The 15597-nt window shown below is 43.9% G+C and carries 14 protein-coding genes; 4 read left to right on the top strand and 10 right to left on the bottom strand.

The genetic code is table 11. The features are described 5' to 3' along the window. Positions 1-6 precede the first annotated feature (6 nt). Entirely contained in the window at positions 7-1644 is a 1638-nt protein-coding gene (locus MTF70_RS08795; protein ID WP_053304706.1) for an electron transfer flavoprotein-ubiquinone oxidoreductase, read from the bottom strand. 155 nt (positions 1645-1799) lie between these two features. Here MTF70_RS08795 and MTF70_RS08790 point away from each other — a divergent pair, with 155 nt between their 5' ends. The 3 genes from MTF70_RS08790 to MTF70_RS08780 all read left to right on the top strand — a co-directional run bounded on the left by MTF70_RS08790 (position 1800) and on the right by MTF70_RS08780 (position 5593). Beyond that, positions 1800-2552 (top strand): electron transfer flavoprotein subunit beta/FixA family protein, encoded by a 753-nt coding sequence (locus MTF70_RS08790; protein WP_042523555.1) that lies wholly within the window; start codon positions 1800-1802, stop codon positions 2550-2552. Beyond that, a complete protein-coding gene (locus MTF70_RS08785; protein ID WP_248393932.1) occupies positions 2549-3475 on the top strand; it encodes an FAD-binding protein in 927 nt (308 codons plus the stop codon). The genes MTF70_RS08790 and MTF70_RS08785 overlap by 4 nt, the downstream gene beginning before the upstream one ends. Positions 3476-3562: 87 nt before the next feature. Further along, positions 3563-5593 carry an acetoacetate--CoA ligase gene (locus MTF70_RS08780; protein WP_017820356.1) on the top strand — a complete coding sequence of 677 codons (2031 nt, stop codon included), beginning with the start codon at positions 3563-3565 and terminating at the stop codon, positions 5591-5593. 178 nt (positions 5594-5771) lie between these two features. On the opposite strand, the gene MTF70_RS08775 is transcribed toward MTF70_RS08780, so the two are convergent. Beyond that, a complete protein-coding gene (locus MTF70_RS08775) occupies positions 5772-7322 on the bottom strand; it encodes an alpha-glucoside-specific PTS transporter subunit IIBC (RefSeq protein ID WP_021707556.1) in 1551 nt (516 codons plus the stop codon). Between the two features lie 55 nt (positions 7323-7377). Continuing rightward, positions 7378-8706 carry a 6-phospho-alpha-glucosidase gene (locus MTF70_RS08770; RefSeq protein ID WP_025767900.1) on the bottom strand — a complete coding sequence of 443 codons (1329 nt, stop codon included), beginning with the start codon at positions 8704-8706 and terminating at the stop codon, positions 7378-7380. 180 nt (positions 8707-8886) lie between these two features. On the opposite strand from MTF70_RS08770, the gene MTF70_RS08765 reads away from it, so the two are divergent. Continuing rightward, positions 8887-9594 (top strand): GntR family transcriptional regulator, encoded by a 708-nt coding sequence (locus MTF70_RS08765; protein ID WP_005373312.1) that lies wholly within the window; start codon positions 8887-8889, stop codon positions 9592-9594. Between the two features lie 19 nt (positions 9595-9613). On the opposite strand, the gene mnhG is transcribed toward MTF70_RS08765, so the two are convergent. From mnhG to MTF70_RS08730, 7 genes are all read right to left on the bottom strand, one after another. Next, positions 9614-9907, bottom strand: coding sequence for a monovalent cation/H(+) antiporter subunit G (gene mnhG, locus MTF70_RS08760; protein ID WP_005373314.1), 294 nt, complete (start codon positions 9905-9907; stop codon positions 9614-9616). After that, positions 9907-10185, bottom strand: coding sequence for a cation:proton antiporter (locus tag MTF70_RS08755; protein ID WP_005373317.1), 279 nt, complete (start codon positions 10183-10185; stop codon positions 9907-9909). Before MTF70_RS08755 ends, mnhG begins: the two co-directional genes overlap by 1 nt. Next, positions 10178-10654 carry a Na+/H+ antiporter subunit E gene (locus tag MTF70_RS08750; RefSeq protein WP_005373320.1) on the bottom strand — a complete coding sequence of 159 codons (477 nt, stop codon included), beginning with the start codon at positions 10652-10654 and terminating at the stop codon, positions 10178-10180. Before MTF70_RS08750 ends, MTF70_RS08755 begins: the two co-directional genes overlap by 8 nt. After that, the gene (locus MTF70_RS08745) at positions 10651-12147 is read right to left on the bottom strand and encodes a Na+/H+ antiporter subunit D (RefSeq protein WP_017820359.1); all 1497 of its coding nucleotides are present in this window, start codon (positions 12145-12147) and stop codon (positions 10651-10653) included. Before MTF70_RS08745 ends, MTF70_RS08750 begins: the two co-directional genes overlap by 4 nt. Then, positions 12144-12497 carry a Na+/H+ antiporter subunit C gene (locus MTF70_RS08740; protein ID WP_017820360.1) on the bottom strand — a complete coding sequence of 118 codons (354 nt, stop codon included), beginning with the start codon at positions 12495-12497 and terminating at the stop codon, positions 12144-12146. Before MTF70_RS08740 ends, MTF70_RS08745 begins: the two co-directional genes overlap by 4 nt. After that, a complete protein-coding gene (gene mbhE / locus MTF70_RS08735) occupies positions 12497-15166 on the bottom strand; it encodes a hydrogen gas-evolving membrane-bound hydrogenase subunit E (RefSeq protein WP_017820361.1) in 2670 nt (889 codons plus the stop codon). The genes MTF70_RS08740 and mbhE overlap by 1 nt, the downstream gene beginning before the upstream one ends. A gap of 164 nt (positions 15167-15330) precedes the next feature. Further along, positions 15331-15522, bottom strand: coding sequence for a hypothetical protein (locus MTF70_RS08730; protein ID WP_005373328.1), 192 nt, complete (start codon positions 15520-15522; stop codon positions 15331-15333). Positions 15523-15597 lie beyond the last annotated feature (75 nt).

The raw sequence follows: 15597 nt of genomic DNA, 5'->3' as shown, positions 1-15597 counted from the left end.
AAACGCTTACATATTTGGATAGTTCGGACCACCACCACCTTCTGGCGGAGTCCAGGTAATATTTTGACTTGGATCTTTGATGTCGCAGGTCTTACAGTGGATACAGTTGGCCGCATTTATTTGCAGCTCTGGCTGCTGCTCCCCCTGTACGATTTCATACACGCCAGCCGGACAATAGCGCTGTGCTGGCTCTGCATATAATTCAAGGTTCTGCTCAATAGGGATCCGCTGGTTCTCCAGTCGTAAGTGGCATGGTTGATCTTCCTCATGGAAGATATTGGATAGATAAACGGAAGAGAGGCGATCGAAACTTAACACGCCATCAGGCTTCGGATAGACAATTTCATTGCTGTTTTCCGCCAATAACAGAGACTGATGATCAGGCTTATCACAGCGGATATGCCACTTAGCTTTACCTTTTAACACGTTATGTTCCAGCAGCGCTAAACCACCGCCCAGCCACGATCCAAAGCGGTGGATTCCACTTGAGAAGTTACGTGCTTGATAAAGCTCTTCATACAGCCAAGACTGTTTGAAATGCTTTTGATAATCAGCAGTAACTGACTGACTCTCAAGGGCTTCACATACTGCTTCAGCGGCAAGCATTCCAGATTTTATTGCGGTGTGTGTGCCTTTGATTTTAGCGCCGTTAAGTGTTCCTGCATCACAGCCAATTAACAAGCCACCAGCAAACTGCTGCGTGGGAAGCGAATGAAAGCCGCCCTTGGTAATCGCTCTCGCGCCATAGCTAATACGCTTCCCATTTTTGAGGTATTGCTCAATCAACGGGTGGTGTTTAAAACGTTGAAACTCATCAAATGGACTCAAGTGCGGATTCTTATAATTCAAGTCAACAATCAACCCGACGGCAACTTGGTTTCCCTCTAAATGGTAGAGATAACTGCCACCTGTAGCTTCATTTGATAACGGCCAACCTAATCCGTGCACTACTAAACCTTGCTGATGCTGCTCTGATGGGATTTCCCACAGCTCTTTAAAACCGATAGCGTAGTGTTGAGGCGTTTTCTCTTCAGCAAGATTAAATCGGTTAATCAACTGCTTACCAATATGCCCCCGTGCGCCTTCAGCAAATAAAGTAAACTTCGCTCGCAGTTCAATACCAGGTTCGAAATTTCCTTTTTGTTCACCATTTTTATCTAATCCCATATCGCCCGTGATCACGCCACAAACACGACTATCTTCATCGATGATCGCTTGACTGGCGGTAAAACCTGGGTAGACCTCCACCCCCAAGTTCTCAGCCTGCAACGCCATCCATCGGCATAGACTGCCCAAACTTATGATGTAATTACCTTTGTTATGTAACGTATTAGGCACCGCCCAAGAAGGCAGTTCATGACCATTGATGTCATTGCCCAGATAGTAGGTTTTATCTTGGTTTACTTTGGTATTGAGCGGAGCGCCTTTCTCTTCCCAGTCAGGAAAAAGCTCATCCAAACTCCGCGTTTCAAACACCGCACCCGATAAAATATGCGCTCCAACTTCAGAACCTTTTTCTACCACGCAAACAGAGAGGTCTTGTTTTTTTTCTGCTGCTAATTGTTTGATTCGGCATGCCGCAGACAAACCTGCGGGACCAGCGCCTACAATCAGAACATCAAATTCCATGCAGTCTCTTTCCATGATTGCATTCCTTTTTCTTTGCATGTTGCCAACTTGTTAATCAACAATATATTTAAAGTTGACGCAAACGTAAAGGTAAATTAACATCATTTTAAAGACGTCATCACATCGTCTTCACTGTAAACACATAGTCTTCACTGTAAAAGGAATCTAACGTGAAAATACTAGTGCCAATCAAAAGGGTCATTGATCCCTACGTTAAAGTTCGCGTGAAAGCGGACCATAGCGATGTTGAAACCAATAACGTCAAGATGACGATTAATCCATTTTGCGAAATAGCCGTTGAAGAAGCCGTACGACTAAAGGAGCAAGGTATTGCAGATGAAGTCATCGTTGTCAGTGCTGGCGGTAGCCAGTGTCAGGAGCAACTACGTACCGCGCTTGCATTAGGCGCCGATCGCGCTATTCATGTCGATACTGAAGACAAAATAGAGCCATTAGTTGTTGCTAAGCTGCTCAAAGCTCTAGTTGAGCAAGAACAAGCACAGCTTGTGATTACGGGTAAACAATCCATTGATACGGACAACAACCAAGTGGCTCAGATGCTGGCCGCCCTACTTGACTGGCCTCAAGCAACTTTCGCTTCCGACGTGAAGATTGAAGATCAAAAAGTTCAGGTCGTGAGAGAAGTGGACGGCGGCTTGATGACGGTCGCGATGAACTTACCTGCGGTGATCAGTACTGACTTACGCCTGAATGAACCGCGTTTTGCCTCTTTGCCTAATATCATGAAAGCTAAGCGCAAGCCGTTAGATACCATCACACCTGACAGTCTGGGTGTTGAAGTGGTATTTAGCCAAACCATTCAAGAAATCACACCGCCAGCGCAAAGAAAAGGTGGCATCAAGGTTGAATCTGTCTCAGAGCTTCTCGATAAGCTGCGTAACGAAGCGAAGGTGATTTCATGAAGAACTTAATCATAGCAGAGCATGACAATAACCAATTGCATGCGGACACACTCAAAGTGGTTAATGCAGCAAAACAAGTCAGCCAAGACAATGTTTTGATCGTAGTGGGCCACCAGTGTGAAGAAGTCGCTCAGCAAGCTTGTCGCGTTGATGGTATATCAAACGTAATTTGTGTCGATGATGAGCAACTTAAGCATCAATTTGCCGAGAGTATCGCACCTATTGTAGTGAGTATTGCTGAAGGTTTTGACGCAATCTGGGCTAGCTCATCATCAAAAGGGAAAGACCTTACACCTCGAGTAGCAGCGAAGTTCGGCGTTGGGCAAATTTCCGATATTGTCCAAGTTATCGATGAAAACACTTTTATCCGCCCTATTTACGCAGGAAACGCATTTGCCAAAGTGACCACCAGCGACAAGGTTCGCGTCATCACCGTGCGCGCGTCTGCGTTTGAGCCGGTTACTTGTCACAACCAAGCTGATATTAAGCATCAGCAGGTCACTATCTCAGCTCCAATGGTTGAATTGGTTTCTGTCGATAAAACCGTGTCAGAACGTCCTGAATTAAGCGCGGCAGAGGTGGTTGTGTCAGGTGGACGCGGGGTCGGTAGCAAAGAGAACTTCGCGTTGATCGAACAAGTAGCCGATAAACTAGGTGCTGCCATTGGCGCTTCTCGCGCGGCGGTTGATGCCGGGTTTGTTGCCAACGACTTACAAGTGGGTCAAACCGGTAAAATCGTTGCACCTAAGCTTTATATAGCGGTTGGGATTTCCGGTGCCATCCAGCATCTTGCAGGAATGAAGGAATCCAAAGTGATTGTCGCGATCAACAAAGATCCAGAATCTCCTATCTTTGAAGTTGCCGACTATGGATTGGTTGGTGATTTATTTGAGGTACTACCTCAGCTTGCCGAACAACTTTAAACGATCAGATAAGGGGCGAACACTGCTATGTTCGCCCCTTTATTTTGTTTTTGGTCATATTCAAAAGAATTGAAATTAGAGGGACCTATGCCAAATTCTGCACCTATTTGGTCACCATCTGCTGAGCGCGTCAGCAATAGCAACTTATTACGGTTCATCGAAAAGGTTAATAAAGACAAAGCCGAAGGTACCGTAATCAACAATTACACGTCTCTACACCAGTGGTCCATTGAGCACAATGATGAATTTTGGCGACATACTTGGCAGTTTTGCAACGTAATCGGAGATATAGGTTCGCAAGTCAAGAGCCTTGGCAGTCCCAAATGGACACCAACAGGTTCTAATCATCATCATGTAAATAGAGACACAGTATGGTTTGCTGACGCCACGCTGAACTACGCAGAGAACCTCCTATCTCAGGCTGAACAATCACCAGAGCGTGAGTTTATTGTTTTTAGCAATGAAAGCGGTGAACACCGACAACTCACCGGTAAACAGTTGCTTGAACAAGTTTCTGCCATTCAACAATGGCTACTCAATTGTGGTGTCGGTAAAGGCGATGTCGTTGCGGGTTATTTGCCCTACCTTCCTGAAACCGTTATTGCCATGCTGGCCACCACCAGTCTTGGTGCCATTTGGACTTCAACCTCTCCTGATTTTGGTATCGATAGCGTCGTAGAGCGTTTTGGTCAGGTCAAACCGAAAGTTCTTTTTTGCTGTGATGGCTACCAGTTCGGAGGCAAAGCTTTCGATATGACGAACAAGAACACCACTCTTAGTAGTAAGTTAAGCAGTGCCTCCGAAGAGACTACTATTAGCGTATGCCAAATCGAATATTTACAAAACGCTGAGAGTGCTAGCACTTCTGAGTTTGTTTCTTGGTCCGATATTACTCACCACTTTTCTCCACAATCAATTCAATATCAACCAACGCTGTTTAATGACCCGTTATTCATTTTGTATTCTTCTGGTACAACAGGTCAACCTAAGTGTATTGTCCATTCCGCAGGCGGTACCTTGCTCAATCACCTCAAAGAACATCAACTGCATTGCGACATCAAATCGCAAGACAAGGTTTTCTACTACACAACATGTGGTTGGATGATGTGGAACTGGCATGTTTCCGCTCTTGCGAGTGGTGCAGCCTTAGTGATTTACGACGGTAGTCCGGTTTACCCTGATCACTCCGTCTTATGGCAATTAGCAGAAGAACATAGCGTGTCGCTGTTTGGTACTTCAGCGAAATACTTAGAAGCACTGGAACAGGCAAACTGCTCTCCAAAACTAGAACATAACCTGAAGTCACTCAAAACTCTTTGCTCAACTGGTTCGGTGCTTTACCCAGAACAATTTAATTATGTCTATCAGCACATCAAGCAGGACTTGCATCTCGCTTCTATCGCTGGCGGCACAGATATTTGCGGATGCTTTGTACTTGGAAACCCTATTTCACCAGTTTACAAAGGTGAATGCCAAGGCGCAGGGCTGGGAATCGACGCACGTGTTCTAGAGGATGGTGGACATACTATTACGCAAAAACGCGGCGAACTGACTTGTAATAACTCGCTACCTAACTTCCCTATTGGCTTCTGGAACGACAACGGCGAACGCTATCACAACGCTTATTGGAGCAAGTTTACCGATATCTGGCACCATGGCGACGATGTGATGCAAACCGAACATGGCGGCTTCATTTTTTATGGCCGTAGTGACGCAACCTTAAATCCAGGCGGCGTACGCATCGGTACCGCTGAAATCTATCAGCAAGTGAACGCGTTACCCGAGGTTGAAGACTCCATCGCTGTCGGCAAGTTAAACCAGCAGTCTGAAGAAATCTGGTTACTAGTAAAACTCGCTCACAACGTCGAGTTAACCCAACAACTCACCGATTCAATTCGCCAAACATTGAAAACAAAATGTTCACCGCGCCATGTCCCACGACAAATTTTTGCCATCAGTGATATTCCTAAAACGCGCTCAGGCAAATTGGTTGAGCTAGCAGTGAAACAATTGGTAAACGGACAAGCTGTAAAAAACATTGGTGCTATTGCTAACCCAGAAGTGCTGGAAGAAATTAAAACGCTTTTCAACATAGAAAGTGGCGCCACTGTCAATTAGAGACTCAACAAGTCTTCCAACAATACAGACGGGTATAACCTAACTGTATTTTTAGCTCGCTCGATAACTCCTCCCCACTTTCGTGGAAACTGCGCGAAATATGCTTCATGTACACAAAAAAGGTGAGATAATTCTATCTCACCTTTGAGCCATATGAGCGGGAGCATTAGTTTGGGGGTTAAGCTTTTATCAGTTGGCTCATATCTTCGCGAACTTGTGGCACCGTTAAACCAACGATGATTTGAAGGCTCTCTTGATTTCTAACAATATTCACCGCTCCGTACTGTGTGAAAAATGCGTTCTCCTTTACAAGAGAGACATCTTTAACTTTAACACGCAAACGCGTCGCGCAATTAGTTAACAATTCAATGTTTTCTTTTCCACCCAGACCTTCAATAAAGGCACTAGCTTGTGACGGACTTGCGCTACTGTTATGGACCGCTTTCGCTTCTTTGTAGTCAGCTTTGGAATACAACTTACTATCTGCACCTTCACGTCCCGGAGTAAGTATGTTGTATTTTAAAATAAGCGCGCGAAACGTAACAAAGTAAACACCAGTAAACATGAGACCAATAATAATCTGAATCACGTATGTTCCTGCATGGTTACCAGCCAAAGGCAACCAGTTTTGGAAAATGAAGTCTATCAAGCCAGTCTGAAAGTTACCGGAAACACCAAACATAAAGGCGATCGTTGCCATTGTCGCAGATAACAACGCATGCAAAGCAAACAGCGCAGGTGCGATAAATAAGAATGTAAACTCTATTGGTTCGGTTATCCCTGTAAGAATTGCTGTGATTGCGGCTCCGAGCACTAACCCCATCACCATCTTTTTATTTTCTTTTTTCGCAACTGAATAGAGTGCTAGTGCGATACCCGTACAACCAAACACTTTACCCATTCCCGTCAACATCAAACCACCCTGAGGAAATTGTGTCGTTAAACTTTCCGAGCTCTGGGCGAATGTCTGTATATTTTGAATCCAATAGGCAACCGTTCCGCCATCGACTGCAACTGGCCCATAAAAAACGGGACCATATACGAAATGATGCAACCCCGTTGGTATCATGATTCGCTCTAAAAACGTAAATAGCCATACCCCTAACGATCCAGCAGAAACCAAAAATGATTGCAGATTGTTAATACCATGCTGAATACTTGGCCAAGTCAAACAAGTTAGAATTGCCATCACGACCATAATGGGGAAACTAATGATCACAACCAATGGCGTTCCGCCAAATACAGCCGCCCAATCCGGTAGCTTTTTATCAAAGAATCGGTTGTGAACCCAAACAGAGAGACTTGCAATTAAAATGGCACCTAGTAAGTTGGTATCAAGCGTTAGAATGCCACCAACTTCAGTCAAACCTCGCTCACCTTCCGTATAGTTCACGCCCAGTTCTGGTCCCCAAAATTGAAGGATTCCACCAATAACGTAGTTAAACGTAATGTAGGAAACGAGTGTTGCAAGTACAGCGCGACCAGATGCTTTTTTAGCTAAAGCGATAGGTAACCCAACGGCAAAAATAAGTGCCATATTTTTAAATACAGCGAGAGATGCCTGTAAAATGATCGTCGAGACTTTAACCCAAGCACTCCCCTCTAGTGCCCAAGGAAACACTTCTTGATTTAACAGCACAACAGAGAAACCCAATAACATGCCCGCTGCTGGAAATAATAGAACGGGAACAAACATCGCGGCTCCGAACCTTTGAATAATGTCTTTCATATAAACCTCTTGTTTCATTCACGGAGCCTACAAGTAGGCCCCGAACGTCCAGTTGTTATTGAAAAAATTGAGGAAGGTAGGCTTTATTTTCTTCTAGTAATTGTTTTGTTATTTCTTTAGCTTTTGGCACATTAACCACGGTACGGTTAAGTGTGAGTGCATTAATCAGCTTTTGCTGACTTCCTTCGTACCAAGCATCCACAACTAATTTCTCGTAACCAAGTTGGCTCTCAATCATGGCTTTTTGGAAGGTTGGGATTTTTCCTACAGTAAAAGCTTTCGGTCCATCACTAGTTAGCGCAGCTGGAACTTCTACCATGGCGTCATTTTGTAAATTTGTAATAGCACCATTATTCGGTACGATGACGAGATACACATCGCTCAAGTTGTAGGCAAGCGAAGCCGCAACTCTCACCATGTATCGACCATGGATATCGGCATGCAGTGTTTCGTGCTTCGTGGTGCCCGCTTCAATTATTCTTGCGTTCAATTCGAACACTCGTTTCTCACGGCCGTTAATTACCTGCCTTGCGCGGGTATTGTTGATATCCTCTTTCGCCACCATTTTTTCAGGGTACAAATAGTACTGAAGATACGTATTCGGCAAAAACTCTGGATTATCAGCAAGCATTGTTCTCATGTTTTTGAATGTGGCTTGCCACGATGGGTCATCCGCTATTTCCGCATCAACCGCACTGATCCCTTCTTTTAGGATGATATTTTTAATTTTGTCCGTTAAGTCTTCACCCTGTTTGTTACGAATTTTGGTAAACCAGCCATAGTGATTAAGCCCAAAATATTCAGGAACGAAGTCCCAAATTTCACATCCTAACAATTGCGCATAGCTGACCATAATCGCTGCTGGCATATCACAGATATTTAGAATTCGCTTATCATGCGGAAATTCACGATTTAAAGCTTCAGCGACAATTGCCGCCGGGTTGGTGTAATTAAGAATCCACGCATCTGGACACGTTTGTCGGATCTCGTTCACTAGCTGGATCATGTCGCCGATAGAGCGAAGTCCATATGCCATTCCTCCCGCGCCACATGTCTCTTGCCCAACACAAGAGTTGGATAGCGGGATTTGTTCATCGCGCTCGCGCATGGCCAACCCACCAGTGCGGATCTGGATAAAGAAAAAGTCCGAATCTGCGAATGCGACAGATTTATCCGTTGTATAAACAAACTCTTCAACTTCTGGATAGTGTTCTCGCAATAGAATTTCAGTAGCTAATGCATTCGATTCTTGGCGTTTCTCATCTATGTCGTAAAACACGACTTTTGCGAGTGGAAAGTTATCTTTTTCGGCAATAAGGCTGTTCATCATACCAAGTGTGTATGTACTGCCAGCACCAACAATCGTTAATTTTTGATGTTTCATTTCGCTACCTCAAATGTTTATCCTGAAAATGTATAAAATAAGTATTAATACTTTTATGATACATTTAAAGTGTAAGCACAAAGATACGAGATAAAAATCACACAAAGATCCTAAGGAAAAGTATTAACTACATCTCAGATCACATTCTTGCTATCATGATCCAAGACTTAGCGAGGTATTATGAAACCCAAATACATAGACATTGCGGAACGATTAGAAAAAAAGATCAAAGATGGGGAACTACAACCTAAATCGATGCTTCCAAAAGAGAGTGATTTGCAAGAAGAGTTTTCCGTAAGCCGCGTAACCATCAGAAAAAGCTTACAAATTCTGGTCGACAATAATTTAATTAGTCGGACAAGAGGTAGTGGAACTTATGTAAACGATCTAAAAGCCCAACATGATGCCTTACATTTGCTGGGTTTTATCGAGGAAGTCAGTAAACAGGGGAAAACGCCTAGCTCTCAAGTCATAAAGTTCGAACTTAAAAAACCGAATGAACAGGTTGCTAAGCAGTTAAATCTCTCGCCCAATGATGATACATATGAAATACATAGACTCAGATGTATTAATGATGAGCCTGAAATTTACGAAGTCACTCATATGCCAGCAGTGTTATTTCCAGACTTGAGCATAGCCATAATGAATGGTTCTAAATATGAGTACATTGAAAATAGCAAAGGATTGAAAATTGCGAAAAGCAGTCAGTCTGTCAAACCGTATTTGTTAGATGCAGAGACGGCCTCATACCTGAATGAATCAGAAGCTTCCCCTATTCTAAAAGTTGAGTCCACTGGTTACCTAGAAGATGGTCGTGCATTTGAATATACCGTCAATTACTTCCGACTTCATCAATACAGCTTCGAGTTTATTTCAACTAGGACGTAGTACTATTCGACGCTAATGGTTAATCATTGCGCCAAATCTTATATCCGACCTCTCGCATTGCTCTGCCGAGCAGGTGGGAGGCGACTGGCGCAGTGAGAACGATAAACAACATCGTACCGATAACCCGAGAGATCACGGTAACTTCAGGGAGTGAGAAAGCGACCGCTAATAACAAGCAGCTCACTCCGACAGTTCCAGCTTTGGTCGCTGCATGCATTCGGGTATACAAATCAGGAAGCCTCAGGACACCTAGACTTGCAACCAAGGTCAACAATGTTCCTAAGCATAAAAATAGTCCAATCAACACGTCCATTATTCTTTCTCCTTTCTTTTAACGATCAAACGTGCAAATGCGATCGTGCCGAGAAATGCGACCAAACCTAATGTAATGGCGATGTCTAACAGAGCGTCCTCACCGCTGTCTAAGGTGTAAACCGTAATAAATCCGATAGTGATAAATGAAATCAGATCTAACGCCACAACTCGATCAGCTAGCGTTGGTCCTAGAATTAAACGAGCAAAAGCCATAACAAAGCTGAGTAGTAGCCCAGAATAGGCAAAAGTGACCGTTATTTGCAGCCAACTATCCACGCGTCACCTCCAAAATTCGATGCTCTAACCCATCTTTAATTCCGCGAATAACCTCTTCATGTTCAGGTGCAAACATGGCATGAACGATAAGATACTTTTTATCAGCCGTAACATCCAAACTAAGCGTACCCGGTGTTAAAGAAACCATGTTCGCCAGTAATGTGATTTCTAGATCAGAATCGACCTCCAGAGGGACATAAACGATATCAGGCTGACTCAAATGAGTAGGTGTCACGACGTCCCACACCACTTTCGCAACCGATATAACCATTTCATAAGCGAAGTACACCAATAACTTCAATGCAGATGCAAAACGTTGAAAATAGCTCGTTTTCAATCCAAATGGTTGACTCAACCTTAAAGCAAAAAAGCCGACCGTAAATCCGACAACAAAATTCAGACTCGAATAGCTGCCATTAAGCATCATCCACGCTAACGCTAAGAAAAAATTGAGGAATAGATAGATCATGCATTTCCTCCTAACACCACTCTGATGTATTCAGTCGGATTTAACAGTTGTTCTGCAGCTTGAACGGAAAATTGATAAAAAGGCTCCGCCACTAAGCCAATGATTAGCGTCAACGTTGTCAATACAATAATTGGAACGCAGTACAACCAATGTACTTTGGCCTGCAGAGTCTGTTCTGGCTTCTCTCTAAATGGCTTTTTCCAAAATGCCTCACTCCAAATTTTCGTCATCGAGTAGACAGTAAGCAACCCCACCAATAACGCGGTACCTGCTAACCAGTAATACTCAGCCTGTATGCTCGACTTGATGACCAATAGCTTTCCCCAGAAACCCGATAGCGGTGGGAAACCGGCCAGAGAAAACGCAGGGACAAGAAACAAGAACGCTAACCAAGGCATAGCTTTGTATACCCCACCCAAATGTTCAAGTTGACTAGAGCCATATTTGCGCTCGATGAATCCACCTATTAAGAACAAATTCGCTTTTACAATGATGTGATGAACAATGTAGAAAATGGCACCGGCTAAAGCTAAGGGAGTGTAAATAGCCAACCCCATGATCATATAGCCTATTTGGCTAATAATATGAAAAGAAAGAATTTTCTTAATGTCGAATTGGCTAGCCGCTCCTAAAACGCCCGTTAACATGGTTAGCCCTGCGACCCAAATTAACGTCGGTTGCCAACCACTCTCGGCGAGCGGAAATACCAAGGTAAAGACTCTTATCAACGCGTATACACCGACTTTAGTAAGCAACGCGGCAAACAGTGCCACCACACCGCTTGGTAACGTGTGATAAGAAGCTGGCAACCAAGCAAATAAAGGAAAGAGTGCCGCTTTAATAGAAAAGGCAAACAAAAATAGCGCGGACAGCATCATGTTGATGCTCAATTCATTTTCCCCTACTTTGGTGTAGAGATCGGCCAAGTTCAAGGTGCCCGTTGCTCCATACAATAAACCGATAGCAAGCAAAAATACCAGCGTCGAAATCAGGTTCAACATCACGTACTTTACTGCACCATCAACTTGAGTTTTCGTTGCATCTAACACCATTAAACCAAATGATGAAATGAGCATGACCTCAAACCAAACATACAGATTAAAAATATCTCCAGTCAGGAAAGCGCCATAAACGCCAGCAAGCAACATGTGCATTAACGCATGGTAATTGCTATAGGAGGGCTTTCGGTGAAGGTCCGCCATCGCGTAGAAAACACATATCGCACCAATCACCGCCGTGATCATCACCATAGCAACGCTGAGGTAATCTGCGACAAACACGATACCAAATGGCGCACTCCACTGACCAAAAGCAACGGCTTGAATACCATTATTTATGATGTTTTCTGTGAGAAAGCCCGCAACGAAAAGGTTCGAAATCGCACTTACACCGCTCAACCACTCAACACTTTTTGTTGAGCGACGGACGAAGAAGATAATCAACGCCGTACTCAGCGAGAGAACTACCGGTAACGTAAGCAAAATCGAACTCATTGACCCTCCTCAGAACGTTGCATTTCATCGACGTTTGCAGTTCCAGTGTCTTTATAAGCTCGATAGAACAGCATTAAAGAAAAAATAAGTAGTCCAAAACCGATGACTATCGCAGTTAAGATAAGCGCTTGAGGTAAAGGATTTGCCGCGCTATCTGGTGGTAAAAGAGCATTATCGCCAATCAATGGCGGCTCTCCAGGCGTCAGCCTTCCAGCGGTAAAAATAGCAAGGTTAACCGCACTACTGAGTAACATGATGCCGAACAAAAGGCGCAAGATATGCTTTTCAAGCATTAAATAAACACCTGCTGCGACAAATACTCCAACGACAACACTCCAGACTATTTCCATCACTCTAGCTCCTCATTAATACGAAGCAGCATACCCATCACGCCACCTATAACGGCAAGGTAAACACCAACATCAAAAACCAATGGCGTCCCTAGTGGTATCACGTCTTTCCACCACAGTCCGGTCAAAAACGGTTTATCAAACGCAAAGCTCAAAGCACCAGAAACTAAGCTCAATGCGATGCCAGATAACGCAATGAGAAACGGTTTGAAATACAACCTAGAACGAACGTATTTCGGTGATTCCGCGAACATGAGAAGTGATAAACCAATAACGGCAATCAACGCACCAATAAAGCCACCACCCGGTTCGTTATGACCACGTAACAACAGATACACTGAAAATACGAGCATGAGTGCCGAAACAATGTGTGCCGTGGTTGCAAAAATTAATGATTGGATACGATTTTGCTTTTTCGCTCTTGTCTTAAGCAAACTCACTGCAGCAATCCCTGCAATAACAACGACAACAACTTCTCCCAATGTATCAAATGCGCGAAAGTCGACCAGAATAACGTTAACAATGTTTCGCCCATGTCCACCCGGGACACTGTTTTCTGCAAAGAAATCTGACACCGAAGAGTCCATCGGCTGAGACGTGATTCCTAACAAAAGTAAAGTAACCGAAACACCTATCACACCTGCTATGCAAATATTCGCTACTTTACGTTTTATTGAATGCTTGGGCACGGTGGTTAGACGTGGCATATGACGCATTAACAATGCAAGAAAGACCACCATTAATGTTTCCACTAACAGTAAAGTCTTCGCAACGTCCGGGGCGCTATAAATCATAAAAACAAGCGTGGTCATGAAACCAATCATACCAAGCGCAGAAATCGCAAGAAGTCTTGCGTGGGACAACGTACATACGAGCGCAGCACCAATCAACAATAAGGCAATACCAATCTCATAGAAAGTGACACTTGAAAGTTCGCCAACCAAAGGCAGAGGAATAAGCGCTACCTGACTCAGTAACGCAACGGCAAGTACCGTGAAAAATAATAGGACATAGCGACTCAATTTCTTTTGCTGTAACCGCGCCGTTTGCCACTTCGCCACTGTCATCATGCCATCTAATAGTCGTTCAAAAATATTCTCCGCTTTGGGGACGAATAGATGTAGCCGCTGAAAAAATGCAGACACAGTAGGATAAACACGGTACACCACATACCCCAACGCTAGCGTAATAACGCTTAACACTAACGGTACATTCACGCCATGCCATAGTGATGTCTCTTTAAGAGTTGCTGTGGGCAGAATGTCAGCAGAGCCCGGAAAAATAATATTGCGATCTAACCAATTCAAACCGAATAACGGAACTAGGAGGCTGCCAACTGCCAAGAGCAAAGGCGAGATCCACATGGCTTTTTTTGTCTCAACTGGCTTAGTTTCAATCGGCACGAGATCACGGCGAGCAAAGAATGGTCTCGCAATAAGCATAATGGTTAGCGCGACCATCAGTATATTCACGATTAAAAGTACAAAGGCGATCCAGTTATTGAGCTCTACTGCGGACTTGTACATGTATTCTTTGCTCAAAAAGCCTAACAACGGCGGGAACCCCGCTTTAGACAATGCAGCCAAACTCCCCGCAACCATGCTGATGACGAGAACTGACTTCAGGCCGTACAATTGATCAATATCTCGTGTTCCTGTCGCTTTGTCGATATTACCCACCACCATAAACAGCGCAGCTTTATAGAAAGAGTGAGCGAGAATAAACATCAATACTGCACTAACGGCCAAATCTGTGCCCATACCTAGTAATAATGTTAATTTACCCAAAGCAACATTCGTGCTGTAGGCTAGCATCAGCTTCAAGTCAGTTTGTTTTAATGCGACAAATGTGCACCAAATGGCCGTGATACTCCCAGTGATGACTAAAGCATAAAACCAGATCTCGCTGTGGGCATAAACTGGCGATAAACGTGCTAATAGGTAAATGCCTGCCTTTACCATTGTTGCCGAGTGTAAATACGCACTGACCGGAGTGGGAGCTGCCATCGCGTTAGGTAGCCAAAAATGAAACGGGAATTGCGCAGATTTAGTAAATGCACCGAGTAGTATGAGCACTAGAGATGGGATAAACCATTCATGCTGCGCAATAGTGTCTGCCTGCTCGATAATGGTATTTAGCTCATAACTCCCTGCCATTGCTCCCAGCAAGATAAGACCAGCTAGCAACGCTAGTCCACCAGCACCAGTAACAATCAGCGACTGCAAGGCGTTTTTCCGAGACGTTTTATTTTCGTGATTAAACCCGATCAGTAAATAAGAAGTGATGGTGGTGAGTTCCCAGAAAACAAATAACAACAGAATGTTATCGCTCATCACAATCCCTAGCATGGCAAGCATGAATAGGGTTAGATACAAATGAAAGGAAAACCGGCTATCACTTTCTCGTAAATAAGCCAAAGCGTAGATTTGAATCAGTGCGCCAATCCCACTGATCAGTCCCGCAAAAAGAAATGAAAGACCATCTAATCTAAAGCTAAGGTTGATATCGAGGCTTGGTATCCATTCCGCATTCCAGCTCACGCCTGCAGGAGTATAGATATAGAAGAGAAAAGAGAAGATTAAAACTGGCAGCGCAGGGAAAATCAGTAAGACCAACTGATTATCTAGGTTTTTCGGCAGGTTTTCTTTACCCGTTATGTTATTCAACATCGCAGCCCATTCGTTATTATAAGAAGGTACGCCCTATTCGGCGCAAATGACAAACTCCACTGTATTGTTTTAACCCAAGCGCTTCAAAAACGATCATGAAACCAAGGGAAAAGTAGCAAACAGTAATCACTGAGTGCTACTTAGAGGAACGCCGATACAAACCGCTATTTGCTGTCTGCTACGGCATAAGAACGTAGGTCACTACTTACGTGTTCTTGGCTGAATGTATATGGATTATCGTCATCAGCTAACTCGAATGCATCGTAGGTGCAGTCACCGATATCATTTCTCGGACAAACATAAACATTCGAACGTTCTATCATTTCTGTGTGGCATTTCGGGCATAGGTTTTTCATGTCACTCTCCTCTGATAACTTATTGATACATTGATAATTCCATGTTCTAGAGATCCATCTCCCTCCTTTACCTAA

Origin of the sequence: Vibrio sp. 2CM40D (assembly GCF_023161825.1) — a bacterium.
Lineage (GTDB): Bacteria > Pseudomonadota > Gammaproteobacteria > Enterobacterales > Vibrionaceae > Vibrio > Vibrio alginolyticus.
Note: the sequence above shows the minus strand (reverse complement) of the source record. Positions and strands in the feature narration are given on the sequence as shown.

Coding starts and splice junctions, on each gene's coding strand:
- MTF70_RS08795 (WP_053304706.1), bottom strand. CDS start 1,644: ATGGAAAGAGACTGCATGGAATTTGATGTTCTGATTGTAGGCGCTGGT.
- MTF70_RS08785 (WP_248393932.1), top strand. CDS start 2,549: ATGAAGAACTTAATCATAGCAGAGCATGACAATAACCAATTGCATGCG.
- MTF70_RS08780 (WP_017820356.1), top strand. CDS start 3,563: ATGCCAAATTCTGCACCTATTTGGTCACCATCTGCTGAGCGCGTCAGC.
- MTF70_RS08775 (WP_021707556.1), bottom strand. CDS start 7,322: ATGAAAGACATTATTCAAAGGTTCGGAGCCGCGATGTTTGTTCCCGTT.
- MTF70_RS08770 (WP_025767900.1), bottom strand. CDS start 8,706: ATGAAACATCAAAAATTAACGATTGTTGGTGCTGGCAGTACATACACA.
- MTF70_RS08765 (WP_005373312.1), top strand. CDS start 8,887: ATGAAACCCAAATACATAGACATTGCGGAACGATTAGAAAAAAAGATC.
- mnhG (WP_005373314.1), bottom strand. CDS start 9,907: ATGGACGTGTTGATTGGACTATTTTTATGCTTAGGAACATTGTTGACC.
- MTF70_RS08750 (WP_005373320.1), bottom strand. CDS start 10,654: ATGATCTATCTATTCCTCAATTTTTTCTTAGCGTTAGCGTGGATGATG.
- MTF70_RS08745 (WP_017820359.1), bottom strand. CDS start 12,147: ATGAGTTCGATTTTGCTTACGTTACCGGTAGTTCTCTCGCTGAGTACG.
- MTF70_RS08740 (WP_017820360.1), bottom strand. CDS start 12,497: ATGGAAATAGTCTGGAGTGTTGTCGTTGGAGTATTTGTCGCAGCAGGT.
- mbhE (WP_017820361.1), bottom strand. CDS start 15,166: ATGTTGAATAACATAACGGGTAAAGAAAACCTGCCGAAAAACCTAGAT.
- MTF70_RS08730 (WP_005373328.1), bottom strand. CDS start 15,522: ATGAAAAACCTATGCCCGAAATGCCACACAGAAATGATAGAACGTTCG.